The sequence below is a fragment of the Streptomyces sp. NPDC001137 genome (genome assembly GCF_040298885.1).
Taxonomy (GTDB): Bacteria; Actinomycetota; Actinomycetes; order Streptomycetales; family Streptomycetaceae; genus Streptomyces.
The window spans coordinates 497780-517666 of record NZ_JBEPBA010000001.1; the positions used below are offsets into that span (position 1 = coordinate 497780).

General features: G+C 70.9%; 14 protein-coding genes. 8 read left to right on the forward strand and 6 right to left on the reverse strand.

From position 1 onward, the window contains the following. Positions 1-76: 76 nt before the first annotated feature. Positions 77-1279 (reverse strand): FAD-dependent oxidoreductase, encoded by a 1203-nt coding sequence (locus ABT254_RS02365; protein WP_351462581.1) that lies wholly within the window; start codon positions 1277-1279, stop codon positions 77-79. Positions 1280-1346: 67 nt separating this feature from the next. Then, complete coding sequence (locus ABT254_RS02370) at positions 1347-2594, reverse strand: carboxylate--amine ligase (protein ID WP_351462862.1); 1248 nt, start codon at positions 2592-2594, stop codon at positions 1347-1349. Positions 2595-2857: 263 nt separating this feature from the next. Between ABT254_RS02370 and fahA the strand changes: the two genes are divergently transcribed. The 8 genes from fahA to ABT254_RS02410 all read left to right on the forward strand — a co-directional run bounded on the left by fahA (position 2858) and on the right by ABT254_RS02410 (position 12310). Further along, positions 2858-4087 (forward strand): fumarylacetoacetase, encoded by a 1230-nt coding sequence (gene fahA / locus ABT254_RS02375; protein WP_351462582.1) that lies wholly within the window; start codon positions 2858-2860, stop codon positions 4085-4087. Positions 4088-4297: 210 nt separating this feature from the next. Next, the gene (locus tag ABT254_RS02380) at positions 4298-5239 is read left to right on the forward strand and encodes a M56 family metallopeptidase (RefSeq protein WP_351462584.1); all 942 of its coding nucleotides are present in this window, start codon (positions 4298-4300) and stop codon (positions 5237-5239) included. A gap of 204 nt (positions 5240-5443) precedes the next feature. Next, on the forward strand, positions 5444-6232 hold the full coding sequence (locus tag ABT254_RS02385) for a GntR family transcriptional regulator (RefSeq protein WP_351462586.1): 789 nt from the start codon (positions 5444-5446) through the stop codon (positions 6230-6232). A 42-nt stretch (positions 6233-6274) separates the two neighbouring features. Then, positions 6275-6502: a 4Fe-4S dicluster domain-containing protein gene (locus ABT254_RS02390; protein WP_009338563.1), complete on the forward strand. Its 228-nt coding sequence runs from the start codon at positions 6275-6277 to the stop codon at positions 6500-6502. A 16-nt stretch (positions 6503-6518) separates the two neighbouring features. Then, a complete protein-coding gene (locus tag ABT254_RS02395) occupies positions 6519-7865 on the forward strand; it encodes an ABC transporter substrate-binding protein (RefSeq protein WP_351462589.1) in 1347 nt (448 codons plus the stop codon). After that, complete coding sequence (locus tag ABT254_RS02400) at positions 7862-8782, forward strand: ABC transporter permease (protein ID WP_450751657.1); 921 nt, start codon at positions 7862-7864, stop codon at positions 8780-8782. The genes ABT254_RS02395 and ABT254_RS02400 overlap by 4 nt, the downstream gene beginning before the upstream one ends. Next, positions 8766-9533 (forward strand): ABC transporter ATP-binding protein, encoded by a 768-nt coding sequence (locus tag ABT254_RS02405; RefSeq protein WP_351462591.1) that lies wholly within the window; start codon positions 8766-8768, stop codon positions 9531-9533. The genes ABT254_RS02400 and ABT254_RS02405 overlap by 17 nt, the downstream gene beginning before the upstream one ends. Before the next feature lie 11 nt (positions 9534-9544). Continuing rightward, a complete protein-coding gene (locus tag ABT254_RS02410; protein ID WP_351462593.1) occupies positions 9545-12310 on the forward strand; it encodes a fumarate reductase/succinate dehydrogenase flavoprotein subunit in 2766 nt (921 codons plus the stop codon). A gap of 233 nt (positions 12311-12543) precedes the next feature. Here the strand turns inward: ABT254_RS02410 and recQ are convergent, their stop codons facing one another. The 4 genes from recQ to nuoL form a co-directional block, all read right to left on the reverse strand. Next, positions 12544-14535 carry a DNA helicase RecQ gene (gene recQ, locus ABT254_RS02415; RefSeq protein ID WP_351462866.1) on the reverse strand — a complete coding sequence of 664 codons (1992 nt, stop codon included), beginning with the start codon at positions 14533-14535 and terminating at the stop codon, positions 12544-12546. Between the two features lie 168 nt (positions 14536-14703). Then, complete coding sequence (gene nuoN, locus ABT254_RS02420; RefSeq protein ID WP_351462595.1) at positions 14704-16362, reverse strand: NADH-quinone oxidoreductase subunit NuoN; 1659 nt, start codon at positions 16360-16362, stop codon at positions 14704-14706. Beyond that, entirely contained in the window at positions 16359-17933 is a 1575-nt protein-coding gene (locus tag ABT254_RS02425) for an NADH-quinone oxidoreductase subunit M (RefSeq protein WP_351462597.1), read from the reverse strand. The genes nuoN and ABT254_RS02425 overlap by 4 nt, the downstream gene beginning before the upstream one ends. A gap of 5 nt (positions 17934-17938) precedes the next feature. Then, positions 17939-19885 (reverse strand): NADH-quinone oxidoreductase subunit L, encoded by a 1947-nt coding sequence (gene nuoL, locus ABT254_RS02430; RefSeq protein ID WP_351462599.1) that lies wholly within the window; start codon positions 19883-19885, stop codon positions 17939-17941. Between the last annotated feature and the right edge of the window lie 2 nt (positions 19886-19887).

Sequence of the window (19887 nt, forward strand, 5' to 3'; positions counted from 1 at the left end):
TTGCTCCACCGTCCCTCGCCCAACTCCCTTATCCTTGTGGGCTCTTCATCATCAGGCCGGGGCCCGCGGCCCCGGCCTAGCCGTGCGCTGCCGCCAGGTGTTTGGCCAGCCTCGGAGAGGCGAACTCGGTACCGCACACGAAACGCATCACCGGGCCGTACGACGCCGCGGCCGGCAGGCCGGTGAAGTACAGGCCGGGGACCGAGGAGACGTATCCCGCGCCCAGTTTGGGTGTGCCGCGGCTCACCGCGAGACGCGTGCGCAGTTCGTGGCCGAGGAAGTCCATGGCCGCGATGTCCACCCGGTAACCGGTGGCCGCGATGACGTGGTCCGCGGACATGTCCTGGACGCGGCCCGCGTGGGTGCGCACCGTGAGCTCGCAGCAGCCGTCGGCCGCGTCCGCCCGCACGATCCGGTCGACCTCGCTGACCTGTACCTTCCCCTCGAAGCGGTCGCGCAGCCACCAGGCGCCGAGCGGGCCGAGTACGCGCCGCACCAGGTAGTGGCGGGTCTCGGCCGGCAGGTAGCGGTAGGGGTGCGGGTAGTAGCTGAGGGCCCACAGGGACCAGGCGCGGCCGAAGGGCGACTCGGGGCGCAGCCTCGGCTGCTTCCACGGCGGTGCGCCGAAGGCGACCCTGCCGCGGCCCCGGGAGACCACCCGCACCCGTGCGCCCGCCTCCGCCGCCAGCGCCGCCGTCTCCAGCGCGGACTGGCCTGCGCCGATCACGATCAGTTCCTTGCCGGCGTAGCGCGTCAGGTCGTGCTGCTGGGAGCTGTGGGAGACCGGGCCCGTGGGGGTGGGTCCGTCCGCCGCGGCGGTGGCCAGTTCGGCCGGCAGGTACGCGAGGCCGGACAGACCGGTCGCCACGACGACCGCGCGGGCGGTGAACAACTCACCGGAGTCCAGCTTCAGTTCGAAGCCACCACCCTTGCGCCGGTCCACCGACACCACCCGCACCCGCTCCAGTTCGGGCACCAGCTTCTGCTGGAACCACTCGCCGTAGGAGATGAAGGTCTCGACGGGGATGATGTCCTCGTCCGTCACCAGCCGCCTGATGCCGGCGGCGTCGCAGTAGTCTGCGAGTGTGTGGCCCTGCTGCGGCGCGTCCAGACTGGAGGCGGCAGGGGTCGACTTGAGGAGCATTCCGGCGGGCATGTGGTCGCGCCAGCTGACCATGGGCTCGCCGAAGACACGGACCGGCAGTCCGCGTGCTCGGAGATGGGCGGCGGTCGACAGGCCGAAGGGCCCGGCGCCGATGACTGCAACCGGTTGAATCACGAAGTCCCTCCCCAGGACGCTCACTTCGTCACTTCGTGTGGTTCGTCTCGGGCGGCCGACCGGTCGGCTAGCCGCCTGAACTGGTGGTGCTGCCGCGGCGGTTGGTCCGCCACAGCTGGTACAGGTGCTTCGCGCCCGGCCGCACGAAGCGCGCGAGCATCGTGAGGAACGGCAGCGGGTCGTCACCCGCGAGCCAGGCCAGCTCCGTCCCGCTCGCGCGCGCCGGTGCGTGCGGCGTCGTATAGCCGCTGCGGCGGTAGGCGAGCAGGGCGGGCAGGTCGATGTTCTCCACGATGTACCGGTGGCCGGCCCGCTGTTCCCCCTCCGGGACGGAGCGGCCGGTCAGGTCCAGATGCATGGCGCGGACGACGTCCACCCCCGACTCGTTCTCGAAGAGCCGGAACTGGGCGCCCATGCGGGGGTTGAAGTCGAGGAGTTTGTACTGTCCGTCGCGCCGGTCGAAGCGCAGGTCGAGGTCGATGATGCCGGTGAAGCCGATCTGCTTGATGAAACGCGCGGCGATGTCCGCGAGTTCCGGGTTGTCGACGACGTACGCGTTCGCCGTCATGCCCGCGTGCGGCGGCCAGGAGCGCACCTTGACGCCGGTGAACATGGCCAGCGGGGTGGAGTCCTGGTCGAAGTAGGCGTGCACGATCCAGTCCTCGGCGTCCTCCCTCGGCAGGTACTCCTGGAGGATCACCCCCGGGCACTCGCCCCAGTCCCGAGCGAGGCGCAGCAGGCCCTCGGGGGTGGAGATCCGCGTGGTGCCGTTCACCGCCGGCTGCCTGCGGCGGACGAACGCCTCACGGTTCTTGGCGACCACCGGGAAGCGGGCCTTCTCGGCGAACGTGACGATGTCGTCGTACGACTGCGGGAAGGCGGCCGTGGGGCTCGGAATGCCGTGTTCCACGCACAGTTCGTGCAGTCCCTGCTTGCTCGCGAGGCGGCGGGGCAGGGCGGGCTCGACCCGTGGGAACAGGAAGCGGCCGGCGAGCGCGTCCTGGTGCTCTGCGATCAGCACCGCCGCCTCCTCGTCGGTCGGGACGAGGACGGCCGGGCGGCCGATGCGGCGCCCGATGCGCAGCAGGCCCTCCACCAGACGGGCGGGTTCCTCCGTGCCGGTGGTCGGCCAGACGAAGGCTTTCTCGAGATAGCGGGAGGAGGCGGCGGGTGTGTAACGGTCCTCGGCGATCGCATACATCGGCACGCCGAGACGGCCCAGGCTGCGGATCGCACCGACACCGCCGTGGTGCAGCGGGTAGTCGCCGAACTTGACGATCAGGCCCGGCACTTCACGGTCGGCCGCGAACGGCACACTGCGCGCGCTGCTGGCCACGGGTCCCCCCACGCGTCCCCCCTACGGACCGGACCCACCCCGTCCGTGTCCCCCAAAGGACGCTAAGCCGGAATTGCCACGTCCGACAAGCCCAATTCGGACATTGCAAACTCTTTAGACACTGCCCAAGACTGGCAACCCGGCCGTAACGTGTGGCGCGTCCACACAGCGGCCATGTAACGGTTCGCGCAGGTGGCACACGACAGACGGTCCGCGACACAGTGAGAGTGAGGCAGCACCCCATGCCCCCCTTCGATGTCCCCGAGGGCGATCCCTTCGGTCCGCACAACCTTCCGTACGGCGTCTTCTCCCCCGCCGGCTCGACGGAGCGGACCGTCGGCGTCCGGCTCGGCGAGCATGTCCTGGACGCGGGCGCGGCGGCGCGGGCGCTCGGTTCGCCGTACGCCTCCCTGCTCGCGCGGCCCTCGCTGAACCCGCTGCTCGCCGCGGGCCGCACCACCTGGTCGGACGTACGCCGCGCGCTGACGGCGTGGGTGACGGTACCGGCGCACCAGGAGGCGGTCGGGGCCTTTCTGCATCCGCTGGCGTCGGTGACGCTCCACCTCCCGTTCGAGGTCGCGGACTACGTCGACTTCTACGCCTCGGAGAACCACGCCCGGAATGTCGGCCAGATCTTCCGCCCGGACGCCACGGACTCGCTGACGCCCAACTGGAAGCATCTCCCGATCGGTTACCACGGGCGGTCCGGCACGGTCGTGGTGTCGGGCACGGACGTCGTACGGCCGTCCGGGCAGCGCAAGGCCCCGGCCGACGCGGCGCCCGTCTTCGGGCCGTCCGTCCGCCTCGACATCGAGGCCGAGGTCGGATTCGTGGTGGGTGTGCCCTCGGAGCGCGGGCGGCCGGTGGCGCTCGGCGACTTCCGGGAGCACGTCTTCGGTCTGTGCCTGCTCAACGACTGGTCCGCGCGGGACATCCAGGCCTGGGAGTACGTCCCCCTCGGCCCGTTCCTCGGCAAGTCCTTCGCCACGTCGGTGTCGGCGTGGATCACCCCGCTGGACGCGCTGGAGGACGCGCGGGTGGCACCGCCGGAGCGGACCCACCAGCTGCTGCCGTATCTGGACGACGCAGCCGACTCGGGCAACGGTCCCGGCGGGTACGACCTGCGGATCTCCGTCGCGATCAACGGCTCCGTCGTCTCCGAGCCGCCGTTCTCCACCATGTACTGGACGGCCGCGCAGCAGCTGGCCCATATGACCGTGAACGGCGCCTCCCTGCGGACCGGCGATCTGTACGGGTCGGGCACGGTCAGCGGTCCGGAGCCCGCGCAGCGCGGGTCGCTGCTGGAGCTGACCTGGAACGGGCGGGATCCGCTGGAACTTCCCGAGGGCAAGCGGACGTTCCTGGAGGACGGGGACGTGGTGACGTTGTCGGCGTGGGCGCCCGGACCGGGCGGGACCCGCGTGGGCCTCGGCGAGGTGAGCGGCCGGATCGTGGCAAGCGCGACTGAGTGAGCGGGAGTTGCGGGGCGTGACGGCGGCGGCACGGGTCGTGCGGGTGGTCGTACGAGACGTGCGAGATGTACGAGGTGTGTCGTACGGGACGGCCGTCGTCCCCTGACTCCTGGGCCGTTCGCCGTCATACTGGCGGCGGCGCCTTGTGCGCCGAGCCGCACCACCCGAGCGCCCCGCCCCTTCCTCCGACCAGGATCCGGAGACCGTGGCATGACCGTCTGTCTGCTCCTGCTGAGCCTCGTCGCCCTGATGGCCGCCGTGCCGGTGCCGCGTGCGCTGGTGCGGTCGGCGTGGCCCGAGCGGGAGCCCGTGGTCGCGCTGTGGGTGTGGCAGTGCCTGGTCGCCACGGTCCTGCTGTGCTGTCTGACGGCGCTCGTGCTGGGCGCGGCCGCCGTCTTCCACACCTTCCGCGACCACGTCTTCGCGCCGGCGCCGCCGGCCGTGACCGCGGCGTACGACCTGACCGCCGCGCCCGCCTGGTCCGCGGCCCTCACCCTGCTGCTGGCCTGCGGCGCCGCCTGGACGACGGCGATGCTCGCCCGCGAACTCGTCGAGGCGCGCCGCCGCCGCGGGCAGACCCGGGCGCATCTGCGCGAACGCGCCCCCGAGCTGCCCGCCGGGCTGGAGGAGGCGGCGCGCGGCCCCCTGCTGGTGCTGGAGGACGAGTACCCGGACGCCTGGTGGATGCCCGGGCACCCGCCCCAGCTGGTCGTGACCACGGGCGCCCTGCACCGGCTCACCGACCACCAGCTCGACGCGGTCCTGACGCATGAACGCGATCATGCGCGGGCGCACCACGACTGGCTGCTGCATCTGTCGAGCGCGCTGGCCACCGGGTTTCCCCGCATCCCGCTGTTCGCCCACTTCTGCGAGCAGACGCACCGGCTGGTGGAGCTGGCCGCGGACGACACGGCGTCCCGCCGGTGCGGCCATCTGACCACCGCGCTCGCCCTGATCGAGCTGAACCAGCACCGCGGCGTACTGTCCTGCGCCTCCAGCCACCGCCTCCTCGGCGAACGGGTCGACCGCCTCCTTGAGCCGCCGCCGCGGCTCGGGCGCCGGCACCGGGCGCTGACGACGACGGTGGCGGCGCTGGTGCCGTTGCTGCCGCTGCTGATCGCGTTCGCACCGGGGCTCACGGCGCTCGGCTGAGCCTTGCCCTGAGGGCTGCTTTCTTCGGGACGGGCGCTTTCGGCCCGACGGCCTCGTCCTCAACGCCGGACGGGCTGATCCGTCGTGGCAGATCTTGCTTGAGGGTGAACGTAATCCCAGGTCAGCGCCCCACCTGACGCCCCGGCAAGTGGCGCAACACTGCTGCAACACTCCGTTCCCTACCAGCTCGCTATGGTTCGAAGCATGCCTCCCGCCGACCGCATCCGAGACCACGCCGGACAGGGCGCGACCACCGTCGCCGCCCACCGTGCGCGGCGTCGGCTGCGCGCCGACCAGGCAAGGCAGCTTGCCGACCTGCTCCGCCACCAGCTCCTGGCCGGCGGTTTCCCGGACGGCACACTCCCGCACGAGACGACCCTCGCCACGGAGTACCGCGCCACCCGCAACACCGTCCGCCAGGCGCTGGACCTGCTGAGGGCCGAAGGCCTCGTGGAACGGCTCCCCGGAGTGGGCACCGTGGTCGTCGCCGAGAAGTACCCGCACGGCCTCGACCATCTGATGGGGCTCGCGGAGACCCTCCACGAACACGGCCGCGTCACCAACGAGGTCCGCACCGTGGGCCCCGCCCCCGCACCCGCCCCGGTCGCCGAACGCCTCCGCGTCCCCGCCGGCGACGACGTCCTCTACATCGAACGCCTGCGCAGGCTCAATGGTCTGCCCCTCTCCCTCGACCTCACCTACATCCCGCTCGACATCGGCACCGCCCTGCTCGGCGCCGACCTGGAGAACACCGACGTCTTCCGCCTCCTGGAGACGATCACCGGCCGGCGTCTCGGGCACGCCGAGATCACCCTGGAGGCGGTCAACGCGGACGCCCACTCCGCCGCCGTACTCGAAGCCCCGCGCGGCGCGGCCGTCCTCATGCTGGAACGGCTCACGCACCTCGCCGACGGCCGCCCGGTCGACCTGGAGTTCATCCGCTTCCGCGGCGACCGCATCACCATGAGCGGTCTGCTGCACCGCTCCCTCTGACCTCTCCCCGCCCTCTTTCAGACCCGTTTCCCGGAGACAGCCATGCCTTTGGTGCCCCAGCGGGCCGACGTGCCCGTGACCATCGACGAGTCGAAGTGCATCGACGGCTGCACCCTCTGCGTCGACATGTGCCCGCTGGACTCCCTCGCCATCGACGAGAGCAGCGGCAAGGCCTATATGCACGTCGACGAGTGCTGGTACTGCGGCCCGTGCGCGGCCCGCTGTCCCACCGGAGCCGTGACGGTCAACATGCCCTATCTGCTTCGGTGAAAGGCCCCGAACTCCCATGAAACACAAAGCAGTTGCCGCAGCCGCCGCCCTCCTTCTCCTCCCGCTGACCGCCTGCGGCGGCAACGCTGCGGCCGGCAGCGACGGCTCCACGGTCACCGTCACCGTCGGCTACCAGTCCAAGACCATCAACACGGTCACCGCGGGCACCCTCCTGCGCTCCCTCGGCTACTTCGAGAAGGAGCTGAACTCGCTGGGCGACGGCAAGCACTACAAGGTGGACTGGCAGGACTACGCCACGGGCGCCCCCATCACCGCGCAGATGACCGCAGGAAAGATCGACATCGGCTCGATGGGCGACTTCCCGCTCCTCATCAACGCGGCCCGCGGCAAGCAGCTCGGCAAGCCGACCCACCTGGTCTCCGTCACCGGCTACAACCTGCGCGGCGGCCTCAACACGATCGTCACCTCCCCGGACTCGAAGCTGGCCACCCTCACCGACCTGAAGGGCAAGAAGGTCTCCACGAGCGTCGGCTCCGCCGCCGACGGCACGCTCGTACGGGCCCTGCAGCGCGCCGGCATCGACCCCGACAAGGGCATCCAGAAGCTCAACCAGCAGCCCGCGGTCGGCGCCTCGGCCCTGACGGCGGGCAGCGCGGACGCCTTGTCGCAGTTCGTCGCCTGGCCGGGCCTGCTCACCTTCCAGGGCAAGGCGAAGGCCCTGTACGACGGCGGCCGGCTGAACCTCCCCACCTTCCACGGCGTCACCGCCCGCGAGGACTTCGCGGGGCAGCGGCCCGCCGTGCTCGAAGCCTTCCTCAAGGCCCAGTCGGAGGCCACCGACTACCTCAACGCCCACCCGGTCGCCGCCGCCGAGTCGGTCGCCAAGGCCACCGGACTACCCGCCGAGGTCGTCTACCTCTACAACGGCGCCCACGGCATCTCCACCTTCGACCCGGCGGTCAAGCCGCAGCTGATCTCCGCGCTGAAGAAGGACGTCGCGGTCCTGAAGTCGGCCAAGCTGACCGGCGACATCGACGTGGACTCCTTCGTCGACGACCAGTACGTCAAGAAGGCCCTCGGCTCGGACTACGCCCAGCGGCTCGCCGCGACCCCGCCGGCCTCCGCGAGTGAGGTGTGGCCCAAGGGCGCCGAGAAGACCGTCTCCTTCAAGTCGCCCGCCGAGTTGCTCGGTTACGTGAAGAAGCACACGGACGGCATCCGCGCGGCCTACGTCCCCGACGCCACCACCGGCACCCTCTGGTTCGCCGACAAGGCGGTCTGGGTGGCCGACGGCAGCCGGCTCCTCCCCTTCGTCGCCCCCGCCACCGCCAAGGCCTACGTCACCGCACACGGGGGTGCCCGCGTCATCACGTACGCCGACGCGCTGGGGCAGGCGTCGTGACCCGGCGAACGCCACAACCGGAGAACCGGTTCGCGCCCCGCCGTCCGCGGCGCGCGGGCCGGTATGCCCTGCGGCTCGTCTCGCTCGCGGCCGCCCTCGGCGCCTGGCAACTGCTGGCCGGACTCAACGTCGACCTGTGGCTGCGCTTCTCGCAGTTCCCGACCGTCACCGATGTGGCCCGCACCTTCGCCGACCGGCTGTCCGGCCCTGACTACTGGACGGATCTCACCGACAGCCTCACCCGCATCCTCACCGGCTTCCTCCTCGCCGCCGTGCTCGGCGTGGCGACGGGCGTGCTCGTGGCGCGCTCCCGCCTCGCCGAGGACCTGCTCGGGCCGGTGCTGGAGGTCGTCCGCCCGATCCCGGCGATCGCCCTGGTCCCCGTCGCGATCCTGCTCTTCCCCTCCAACGAACAGGGCATCGTCTTCATCACCTGCACCGCCGCCTTCTTCCCCGTTCTGGTCTCCACCCGGCATGCGGTCCGCGCGCTGACGCCCGTGTGGGAGGAGGCGGTCCTCACCATGGGCGGCGGCCGGTGGCGAATCCTCGGCTCCGTCGTCCTGCCGGGCGCGCTGCCCGGCATCTTCGGCGGGCTGTCGGTCGGCATCGGCGTCTCGTGGATCTGCGTCATCTCCGCCGAGATGATCTCCGGCCAGTACGGCGTCGGCTACCGCACCTGGCAGGACTACACCGTCGTCAACTACGCGGGTGTCTTCGTCGGCATGATCACGATCGGTGTGCTCGGCTGGGTGACGTCCACGGCCGTGGAGCTCCTCGGCCGCCGCCTGACCCGCTGGCTGCCGCGCACGTCGTATCTCCCCGGCGCACGGACTCCACGCCCGGCGCGCGGTGCCGCCGCCCCCGCGCCGGTGAGCCCCACCACCAAGGAGGAGGCGCCCCATGACCAGCTCGTCTGACCTCCGCTCGCCCGCCCGCACCGGCGCGGGACTGACCCTGCGGGACGCCACGCTCGGACGGCCCGGCGCACCCGTCCTGGAGGGAGTCGACCTCGACGTGGCCCCCGGCGAGATCCTCACCCTCGTCGGACCCTCCGGCTGCGGCAAGTCGACCCTGCTGCGCACCCTGGCCGGACTGCTCGCACCCCTCGCCGGAGACGTCGGCCAGGACGGACACCCGCTGACCGGCCCCGCCGCCGACCGCGCCCTGATCTTCCAGGAGGACGCTCTCCTGCCCTGGCGCACCCTGCGCGCGAACGTCGAACTGCCCCTCGCCGTCAAGGGACTGCCCCGTGCGGAGCGCCGGCGCCAGGCGGAGGCCTGGCTGGAGCGCGTCGGCCTCGCCGAACAGTCCCGGCAGCTGCCGCACCGCGTCTCCGGCGGCCAGCGCGGGCGGGCCCAGCTGGCCCGCGCGCTGGCCGGCGCACCCCGCGCCGTCCTCATGGACGAACCCTTCGGCGCCCTCGACGCCCAGACCCGCGCCGGCATGCAGGACCTGCTGGTGGAGGTACTGCGCGGCACGGGCGCGACGGTCGTCTTCGTCACCCACGACGTGGACGAAGCCCTCTTCCTCGGCGACCGCGTGGCCCTCCTCGGCAACGGCCGGCTGACCGCCGTACGCGAAGTGCCGCGCCCGCGCGACCGTACGGCGCACGACGATCCCGCGCGCGTGGCGCTGCGGCGCGACGTCCTCACCTCGCTCGGTACCTGAAAGGCCCTCCGGTGACCACCCCCTCCCTGAACACGCCCCTGGAGATCCCCGCCCTCACCGACGCCGAGGAGATCCACTGCGACGTCCTCGTCGTCGGCGGCGGCACGGCCGGCACCATGGCCGCGCTGACCGCCGCCGAGCACGGCGCGAACGTCCTCCTGCTGGAGAAGGCCCACGTCCGCCACTCCGGAGCGCTCGCCATGGGCATGGACGGCGTCAACAACGCGGTCATCCCCGGCCGCGCCGAACCCGACGACTACGTCGCCGAGATCACCCGCGCCAACGACGGCATCGTCGACCAGTCCACCGTCCGCCAGACCGCCACCCGCGGCTTCGGCATGGTGCAGCGCCTGGAGTCGTACGGCGTGAAGTTCGAGAAGGACGAGCACGGCGACTACGCGGTCCGCCAGGTCCACCGCTCCGGCTCCTACGTCCTGCCGATGCCGGAGGGCAAGGACGTAAAGAAGGTCCTCTACCGGCAGCTGCGGCGACGCGAGATGCGGGAGCGGATCCGCATCGAGAACCGGGTGATGCCGGTACGCGTGCTCACCGCCGAGGGGCGCGCCGTGGGGGCGGTCGGCTTCAACACGCGCACCGGCGCGTTCGTGGTGGTGCGCGCGGGCGCGGTGATCCTCGCGACCGGCGCCTGCGGCCGACTCGGCCTCCCGGCCTCCGGCTATCTCTACGGCACGTACGAGAACCCGACCAACGCCGGTGACGGCTACGCCATGGCCTACCACGCCGGCGCCGAGCTCACCGGTATCGAGTGCTTCCAGATCAACCCGCTGATCAAGGACTACAACGGCCCCGCCTGCGCCTACGTCGCCAACCCCTTCGGCGGCTACCAGGTCAACCGGCACGGCGAACGCTTCGTCGACTCCGACTACTGGTCGGGCCAGATGATGGCCGAGTTCGCGGCGGAGGTCGCAAGCGACCGGGGTCCCGTGTACCTGAAGCTGAGCCACCTCCCGGAGGAGTCGATCTCCGCCCTGGAGTCGATCCTGCACTCGACGGAGCGGCCCACGCGGGGGACCTTCCATGCGGGCCGGGGTCACGACTACCGCACCCACGACGTCGAGATGCACATCTCCGAGATCGGCCTGTGCGGCGGCCACTCGGCTTCGGGCGTAAGGGTCGACGACCACGCCCGCACGACCGTCCCCCGTCTGTACGCTGCCGGTGACCTGGCCTGCGTACCGCACAACTACATGATCGGCGCGTTCGTCTTCGGTGACCTCGCGGGCGCGGACGCGTCCCAGTACCAGGCCTACGAGGGCGAGTTGCCCGAGGAGCAGCTGCGCGAAGCGCACGAACTGATCTACCGTCCGCTGCGCAACCCGGACGGCCCCCCGCAGACCCAGGTCGAGTACAAACTGCGCCGCTTCGTGAACGACTACGTGGCGCCGCCGAAGTCCGGCGCCCGCCTGTCCCTGGCCCTGGAGGCCTTCGAGCGGATGCACGACGACATCGCGGCGATGGGTGCGCGCACCCCGCACGAGCTGATGCGCTGCGCCGAGGTCTCCTTCATCCGCGACTGCGCGGAAATGGCCGCCCGGGCCTCCCTGGCCCGCACGGAGTCGCGCTGGGGGCTGTACCACGACCGCATCGACCACCCCCGGCGCGACGACGCCTCCTGGTTCCACCACCTCGACCTGCACAAGTCCCCCTCCGGTTCGATGGAGTTCACGGCCCGTCCCGTGGCTCCCTATCTGGTCCCTGTCGACGAGTTCACGCCGGTGGGCGGCCCGTCCCGGCACATCGGCGAGGTCCACGCCGACGACGTGGCGACGGCCGGGTCGCGGGATGCGGCGCCGGTCGCCACGGGGCCGACCTCCGCACCTGCCGCCGGGCCCGTGGGCCATGGCTCGGGCGAGACCGCCTCGCCCCGGCTCCTGGAACTGCTGGAGCTGGCCGAGGAGCAGCCGGAACTCGCCGCGATCGAGCCCTACTTGACCGACCTCGACGCCGCCGTGCGGCGCACCGCGGTCTCGGTTCTCACCGAGACGGTGCCGCCCGGCACCGGGCAGGCCCTGGCCGGCGCCCTCGGCGACCCCGACGGTGACGTACGTGCGGCCGCCGCTGCCTCGCTGCGCGAGCTGGTCGAGACCCTCCCGCCCGAACCCGACCTGGGTGCCGCCCTCGTCGCCGCGGTCGCCGAGGCCGACCCCGTGGTCCGCGCCGCCGCCCTCGACGTACTGCGCGCCCTGCGCCTGGGGAACGTCGGCGTGTTCGCCGGGGCGCTGGACGATCCCGACATCGCCGTCCGTATCGAAGCCGTGCGCGCGCTCGTCTCGGTCGATGCGGTCGAACCGCTGTCCCGTGCGGCGGCCGACGCCTCGCGCGAGGTCCGCGTCGCCGTGGCCAAGGCGCTCGCCGCCGTCAGCCCCAGGGCCCTTGCCGCGAGCGGCCGGGAGCTGCTCACCGGCACCCTGGACCGGCTCTCCGAGGACAGCGACCCCCTGGTCCGCGGTGCCGCGCTCGGCGCCCTGTCCACCGTCGGCTGCCCGGCCCCGCTCGCCGCGCGTGCCGTGGCCGCGCTGGCCGATCCGGCGTGGCAGGTCCGCGCCGGTGCCGCCGCCGCCCTGTCCGCCGCGCCCGCCGACACCGCCGTGCCCGCCCTCGCCAAGACGCTCGCCGACGCCAACGCCGACGTGCGCAAGGCGGCGGTGCTCGCCCTGACCCGGCACAACGGCACAGCGGAGGCCCGGGCGGCCCTCGCCACCGTCACGTCGGACCCGGACGCGGACGTCAGGGCGTACGCGGCGCGGGGGCTGTGACGGCGCCTCGGACCCTGCGACCGCGCCTCCGCCAGGGGCTGACGCCGACCCGCCGGCCCGCCCTTATATCCAGTCCGGCTCCGGCTCCGGCTCCGCATCCATCTCGGGCCAGTCGTCCTCGGCGCCCGCACCGGCTCCCGCATTCCCCGGGGCCGTGTGAGGTGCTGTGACGGCGCCCCGCACCCTGTGACCGCGCCTCCGCCACAGGCCGGCGCCGACCCGCCGGCCCACCCCTATATCCAGTCCGGCTCCGGCTCCGCATCCATCTCGGGCCAGTCGTCCTCGGCGCCCGCACCGACCCCCGCATCGGCATCCCCGGCGGGAGCCGTGTGCGGTGCGCCGCTCAGTGAGGACAGCACCTCCAGCACCCCTTCCCCGTACGTCGCCAGCTTCTTCTCGCCGACCCCGCTGATGCCGCCGAGCTGCGTCACCGATGTCGGCCAAGCGGTGGCGATCTCCCGGAGCGTGGCGTCGTGGAAGATGACATACGCCGGGACGCCCTGTTCCCGGGCCTGCTCGGCGCGCCAGGCGCGCAGCGCCTCGAACGCGGGCTGCAGTTCCTCGGGCAGCTCGGCCGCCGCGGCCTTGGCCTTCCGCTCACCCCTGCCGGAGGAGGAGCCCGAGGCCGAGCGCGAGGTCGCCGGCTTCTTCGGCTCCTTGCGCAGCGGTACCTCCCGCTCGCGCCGGAGCACCGAACCGCTGGCCTCGGTCAGCACCAGCGTGCCGTACTCCCCCTCGACCGCGAGCAGCCCCTGCGCCAGCAACTGCCTTATGACGCCCCGCCACTCGCCCTCGTCGAGTTCCTCGCCGATACCGAACACGGACAGCTGGTCGTGGTCGAACTGGATCACCTTGGCCGTGCGCTTGCCGAGCAGGATGTCGACGATCTGGACGGCACCGAACTTCTGCCCCCGCTCCCGCTGCAGCCGCACCACCGTCGACAGGACCTTCTGGGCGGCGACCGTGCCGTCCCAGGTCTCCGGCGGGACCAGGCATGTGTCGCAGTTGCCGCAGCCCGCGGGATCGGGCTCCTGGCCGAAGTAGGCGAGCAGCTGGCCGCGCCGGCACTGGGCGGTCTCGCACAGCGCCAGCATCGAGTCGAGGTGGGCGGCGGCCCGGCGCCGGAACGCCTCGTCGCCCTCGCCGGACTGGATCAGCTTGCGCTGCTGTATGACGTCGTTGAGGCCGTATGCCATCCATGCCGTCGAGGGCAGTCCGTCCCGGCCGGCACGTCCCGTCTCCTGGTAGTAGCCCTCGACCGACTTCGGCAGGTCGAGGTGGGCGACGAACCGGACGTCCGGCTTGTCGATGCCCATGCCGAAGGCGATGGTCGCGACCACGACCAGGCCCTCCTCCCGCAGGAAGCGGGACTGGTGTGCTGCGCGCGTGCCCGCGTCCAGACCTGCGTGGTAGGGCACCGCCTCGATGCCGTTGCGGCTCAGGAACTCCGCCGTCGAATCCACCGACTTGCGGGACAGGCAGTAGACGATGCCCGCGTCCCCTTCATGCTCCTGCCGCAGGAAGCTCAGCAGCTGCTTCTTGGGGTCGGCCTTGGGCACGATCCGGTACTGGATGTTGGGCCGGTCGAAGCTGGCGACGAAGTGCCGGGCCGTCGGCATGTGCAGCCGCTGGGTGATCTCCTGGTGCGTGGCGTGCGTGGCCGTGGCCGTGAGCGCGATCCGTGGGACGTCCGGCCAGCGCTCGCCGAGGAGGGACAGGGCGAGATAGTCGGGGCGGAAGTCGTGGCCCCACTGGGACACGCAGTGCGCCTCGTCGATCGCGAAGACCGCGATCTTGCCGCGGGAGAGGAGGTCCAGCGTCGAGTCGAGGCGCAGCCGCTCCGGCGCGAGGTAGAGCAGGTCCAGCTCCCCGGCCAGGAACTCGGCCTCGACGACCCTGCGCTCGTCGAAGTCCTGCGTGGAGTTCATGAACCCGGCGCGCACGCCGAGCGCACGCAGCGCGTCCACCTGGTCCTGCATCAGTGCGATGAGCGGCGAGACCACGATGCCTGTGCCGGGTCTGACCAGGGCGGGGATCTGGTAGCACAGCGACTTGCCGCCGCCGGTCGGCATCAGGACCACGGCGTCGCCGCCGGTCACCACATGCTCGATGACGGCTTCCTGCTCGCCGCGGAAGGCCTCGTAGCCGAAGACCCGGTGCAGCGTGGCCAGCGCCTCGCTGTCTGTCACCCCTGGCATCTCGCTGATCCCGCCCGTCCCACCCATAGTTCCGTCCCCCGTACGTCGTCCCTCGACCACTGCCTCCACGATAGGGGCCCGGACTGACAGCCCAGGAGTTATCCACAGGCCCGTACCCCCTCCTTACGGCAGTGTGGGCCCCGGTTCCTGTTCGAGAACCGGGGCCCACGCCCACTCAACGCAGGTTCGTGCGGGTCAGCGCACGAACACTCCTGCCTGGCTCGCCAGGTCCAGGAAGTACTGCGGTGCCACACCGAGCACCAGCGTGACCACGACGCCGAGCCCGATCGCGGCCATGGTCAGCGGCGACGGCACGGCGACGGTCGGGCCCTCGGGCCGCGGCTCGCTGAAGAACATCAGCACGATCACGCGGATGTAGAAGAAGGCCGCGATGGCGGACGAGATCACACCGACGACGACCAGCGGGGCCGCCCCGCCCTCCGCCGCCGCCTTGAACACGGCGAACTTCCCGGCGAAGCCGGAGGTCAGCGGAATGCCGGCGAAGGCCAGCAGGAACACCGCGAACACGGCCGCCACCAGTGGCGAACGCCTGCCGAGCCCCGCCCACTTGGACAGATGCGTCGCCTCGCCGCCCGCGTCGCGCACCAGCGTCACGACCGCGAAGGCGCCGATGGTCACGAAGGAGTACGCGCCCAGGTAGAAGAGGACGGAGGAGACGCCGTCCTTCGATGTGGCGATGACACCCGCGAGGATGAATCCGGCGTGTGCGATCGACGAGTACGCCAGCAGCCGCTTGATGTCGGTCTGCGTGATCGCGACGATCGCACCGCCGAGCATGGTGACGATCGCGACGGCCCACATGACCGGCCGCCAGTCCCAGCGCAGGCCGGGCAGGACGACATAGAGCAGCCGAAGGAGCGCACCGAACGCGGCCACCTTGGTCGCCGCTGCCATGAACCCGGTCACCGGGGTCGGTGCGCCCTGGTAGACGTCCGGGGTCCACATGTGGAACGGGACGGCACCGACCTTGAACAGCAGCCCCATGACGATCATCGCGCCGCCGACGAGCAGCAGGGCGTCGTTGCCCATCGTGTCGGCGAGCGCCGGGTCGACGTTCGTGACCGAACCGTCGACGACATGCGCGATGGTCGCGTACGACACGGAGCCCGCGTAGCCGTAGAGCAGTGCGATGCCGAACAGCGTGAACGCGGAGGCGAACGCGCCGAGCAGGAAGTACTTCACCGCGGCTTCCTGCGACATGAGCCGCTTGCGGCGGGCGAGGGCACACAGCAGGTACAGCGGCAGTGAGAAGACCTCCAGGGCCACGAACAGGGTCAGCAGGTCGTTGGCCGAAGGGAAGACCAGCATGCCGGCGATCGCGAAGAGCAGCAGCGGGAACACCTCAGTGGTGGTGAACCCGGCCTTCACGGCCGCCTTCTCGCTGTCGCTGCCGGGCACGGAGGCGGCCTGCGCGGCGAACGAGTCGACGCGGTTGCCGTGTGCCTCCGGGTCCAGGCGCCGCTCGGCGAAGGTGAACAGGCCGACCAGTCCGGCCAGCAGGATCGTGCCCTGCAGGAACAGGGACGGCCCGTCGACCGCGATCGCGCCCATCGCCGCGATGTGCGCCTTGGTGGTGCCGTACCCGTCGGCCGCGAGTCCGACGACCGCGGCGAAGGCGGCGCAGAGCGCGACGGCGGACACGAACACCTGGGCGTAGTAGCGGGACTTGCGCGGCACGAAGGCCTCGATCAGTACCCCGACGATCGCCGCGCCCACGACGATCAAGGTGGGCGACAGCTGCCCGTACTCGATCTTCGGCGCATTGATCTTGGAAATCGGATCGGCCGCGGTTGCCGCCGTTGTCCACAGGCTGTGGACGGCTGATGCGCTCACTTGGCCACCGCCTCCACCTCAGGCTTGGGGTCCTTCTTGTGTACGTCGGACAAGGTCGACTTCACCGCCGGATTGACGATGTCGGTGACCGGCTTCGGATAGACGCCCAGGAAGATCAGCAACACGATCAGGGGGGCGACGACCACGAGTTCGCGTGCCCTGAGGTCCGGCATCGCGGAGACCTCCTGTTTCACCGGGCCCGTCATCGTCCGCTGGTAGAGGACGAGGGTGTAGAGCGCGGCGAGCACGATGCCGAAGGTGGCGATGATCCCGATGGCCGGGTAGCGCGTGAACGTGCCGACCAGGACCAGGAACTCACTCACGAACGGCGCGAGACCGGGGAGCGACAGGGTGGCCAGGCCACCGACCAGGAAGGTGCCGGCGAGGACGGGGGCGACCTTCTGCACACCGCCGTAGTCGGCGATGAGCCGCGAGCCGCGCCGCGAGATCAGGAAGCCCGCCACCAGCATCAGCGCGGCGGTGGAGATGCCGTGATTGACCATGTAGAGCGTCGCTCCGGACTGGCCCTGGCTGGTCATCGCGAAGATGCCCAGGATGATGAACCCGAAGTGCGAGATCGACGCGTACGCCACCAGCCGCTTGATGTCCCGCTGCCCGACGGCGAGCAGCGCCCCGTAGATGATGCTGATCAGGGCGAGGACGAGGATGGCGGGCGTCGCCCACTTCGAGGCCTCCGGGAAGAGCTGGAGGCAGAAGCGGAGCATCGCGAAGGTGCCCACCTTGTCGACGACCGCCGTGATGAGGACGGCGACCGGGGCGGTGGCCTCCTGCATGGCGTTGGGCAGCCAGGTGTGCAGCGGCCACAGCGGCGCCTTCACCGCGAAGGCGAAGAAGAAACCGAGGAACAGCCAGCGTTCGGTGCTGGTCGCCATGTGCAGCGAGCCGTTCGCGCGGGCCTGGGCGATCTCCTGGAGGCTGAAGTTCCCGGCGACCACATACAGGCCGATCACCGCGGCCAGCATGATGAGGCCGCCGACCAGGTTGTAGAGGAGGAACTTCACGGCCGCGTACGACCGTTGCGTGGACGCCGCCTCCTCGCCGTGCTCGTGGGCACGGTCCCCGAAGCCGCCGATGAGGAAGTACATCGGGATCAGCATGGCTTCGAAGAAGATGTAGAAGAGGAAGACGTCGGTGGCCTCGAAGGAGATGATCACCATCGCCTCGACGCCGAGGATCAGGGCGAAGAAGCCCTGCGTCGGCCGCCACCGCTTGCTGCCTGTCTCCAGCGGGTCGGCGTCGTGCCAGCCCGCGAGGACGATGAACGGGATCAGCAGCGCGGTCAGCGCGATCAGCGCCACCGCGATGCCGTCGACACCCAGCTCATACCTGACCCCGAAGTCCTTGATCCAGGCGTGGGACTCGGTGAGCTGGTAACGGCCGCCGTCCGGGTCGAAGCGGACCAGGACGGTGATCGCGAGGGCGAGGGTGGCGAGCGAGACGATCAGCGCGAGCCATTTGGCGGCGGTGCGCTGCGCGGCCGGCACGGCGGCCGTGGCGATGGCCCCGATCGCCGGGAGCACCGCTGTCGCTGTCAGCAGAGGAAAGGACATCGGTATCAGACCGCCCTCATCAGCAGGGTCGCGGCGATGAGGACCGCCGCACCGCCGAACATCGAGACCGCGTACGACCGCGCGAAGCCGTTCTGCAGCTTGCGCATGCGTCCGGACAGGCCGCCGACCGACGCGGCCGTGCCGTTGACGACGCCGTCGACCAGGGTGTGGTCGACGTACACCAGGGAGCGCGTGAGGTGCTCGCCGCCGCGGACCAGGACGACGTGGTTGAAGTCGTCCTGCAGCAGATCGCGGCGGGCGGCCCGGGTGAGCAGCGATCCGCGGGGGGCGACGGACGGGACCGGGCGGCGGCCGTACATGGCGTACGCGATGCCGACGCCGATGATCAGGCAGACCATCGTCCCGCCGGTGACCGCCGCCGCGCTCAGCGGGGAGTCGCCCTCGCTGTGACCGGTGACCGGCTCAAGCCAGTGCAGGAAGCGGTCGCCGATGCTGAAGAACGCGCCGCCGAAGACCGAGCCGACGGCCAGCACGATCATGGGGATCGTCATGACCTTCGGGGACTCGTGCGGATGCGGTTCGGCGTGCTCGCCGTGATGCTCGGCAGCAGGCTCCGCGCTGGGCGCCTGAGGGGAGCGGGTGGGCTGGTTGCGCCAGCGCTCCTCGCCGAAGAACGTCATCAGCATCACGCGCGTCATGTAGAAGGCGGTGATGGCCGCGCCCAGCAGGGCCGCGCCGCCGAGGATCCAGCCCTCGGTGCCGCCCTTCGCGAAGGCCGCCTCGATGATCTTGTCCTTGGAGAAGAAGCCGGACAGACCCGGGAAACCGATGATCGCGAGGTAGCCGAGGCCGAAGGTGATGAAGGTGACCGGCATGTACTTGCGCAGGCCGCCGTAATTCCGCATGTCGACCTCGTCGTTCATACCGTGCATGACCGAACCGGCGCCGAGGAAGAGCCCGGCCTTGAAGAAGCCGTGCGTCACCAGGTGCATGATCGCGAAGACGTAGCCGATGGGGCCGAGGCCCGCCGCCAGCACCATGTAGCCGATCTGCGACATGGTCGAGCCGGCCAGCGCCTTCTTGATGTCGTCCTTCGCGCAACCGACGATCGCACCGAACAGGAGCGTGACGGCACCGACCACGGTGACCGCCAGCTGTGCGTCGGGCGCGCCGTTGAAGATCGCTCCGGAGCGGACGATGAGGTACACACCCGCGGTCACCATGGTCGCGGCGTGGATGAGGGCCGAGACCGGGGTCGGGCCCTCCATCGCGTCCCCGAGCCAGGACTGCAGCGGCACCTGGGCGGACTTGCCGCAGGCGGCGAGCAGCAGCATCAGGGCGATCGCGGTGAGCTTGCCCTCCGACGTGTCACCGACGCTGTCGAAGACCGGTCCGAAGGCGAAGGTCCCGAACGTCGTGAACATCAGCATGATCGCGATGGACAGGCCCATGTCGCCGACGCGGTTGACCAAGAAGGCCTTCTTCGCCGCCGTCGCCGCGCTGGGCTTGTGCTGCCAGAAGCCGATCAGCAGGTAGGAGGCGAGGCCGACACCCTCCCAGCCGACGTACAGCAGCAGGTAGTTGTCGGCGAGGACGAGCAGCAGCATCGCCGCGAGGAACAGGTTCAGATAGCCGAAGAAGCGGCGGCGGCGCTCGTCGTGCTCCATGTATCCGACCGAGTACAGGTGGATCAGCGAGCCGACGCCGGTGATCAGCAGGACGAACGTCATCGACAGCTGGTCGAGGCGGAAGGTGACGTCCGCCTGGAAGCTCTCGACCGGGACCCAGGTGTACAGGTGCTGGATCAGGGTCCGGTGTTCGGCGTTCTTGCCGAGCAGGTCGGCGAAGAGGACGACGCCGATGACGAAGGAGGCGCCGGCGAGGACCGTGCCGATCCAGTGGCCGACGGCGTCGAGCCGCCGGCCGCCGCACAGCAGTACGGCCGCTCCGAGCAGTGGCGCCGCCACCAGCAGCGCAATCAGGTTCTCCACGA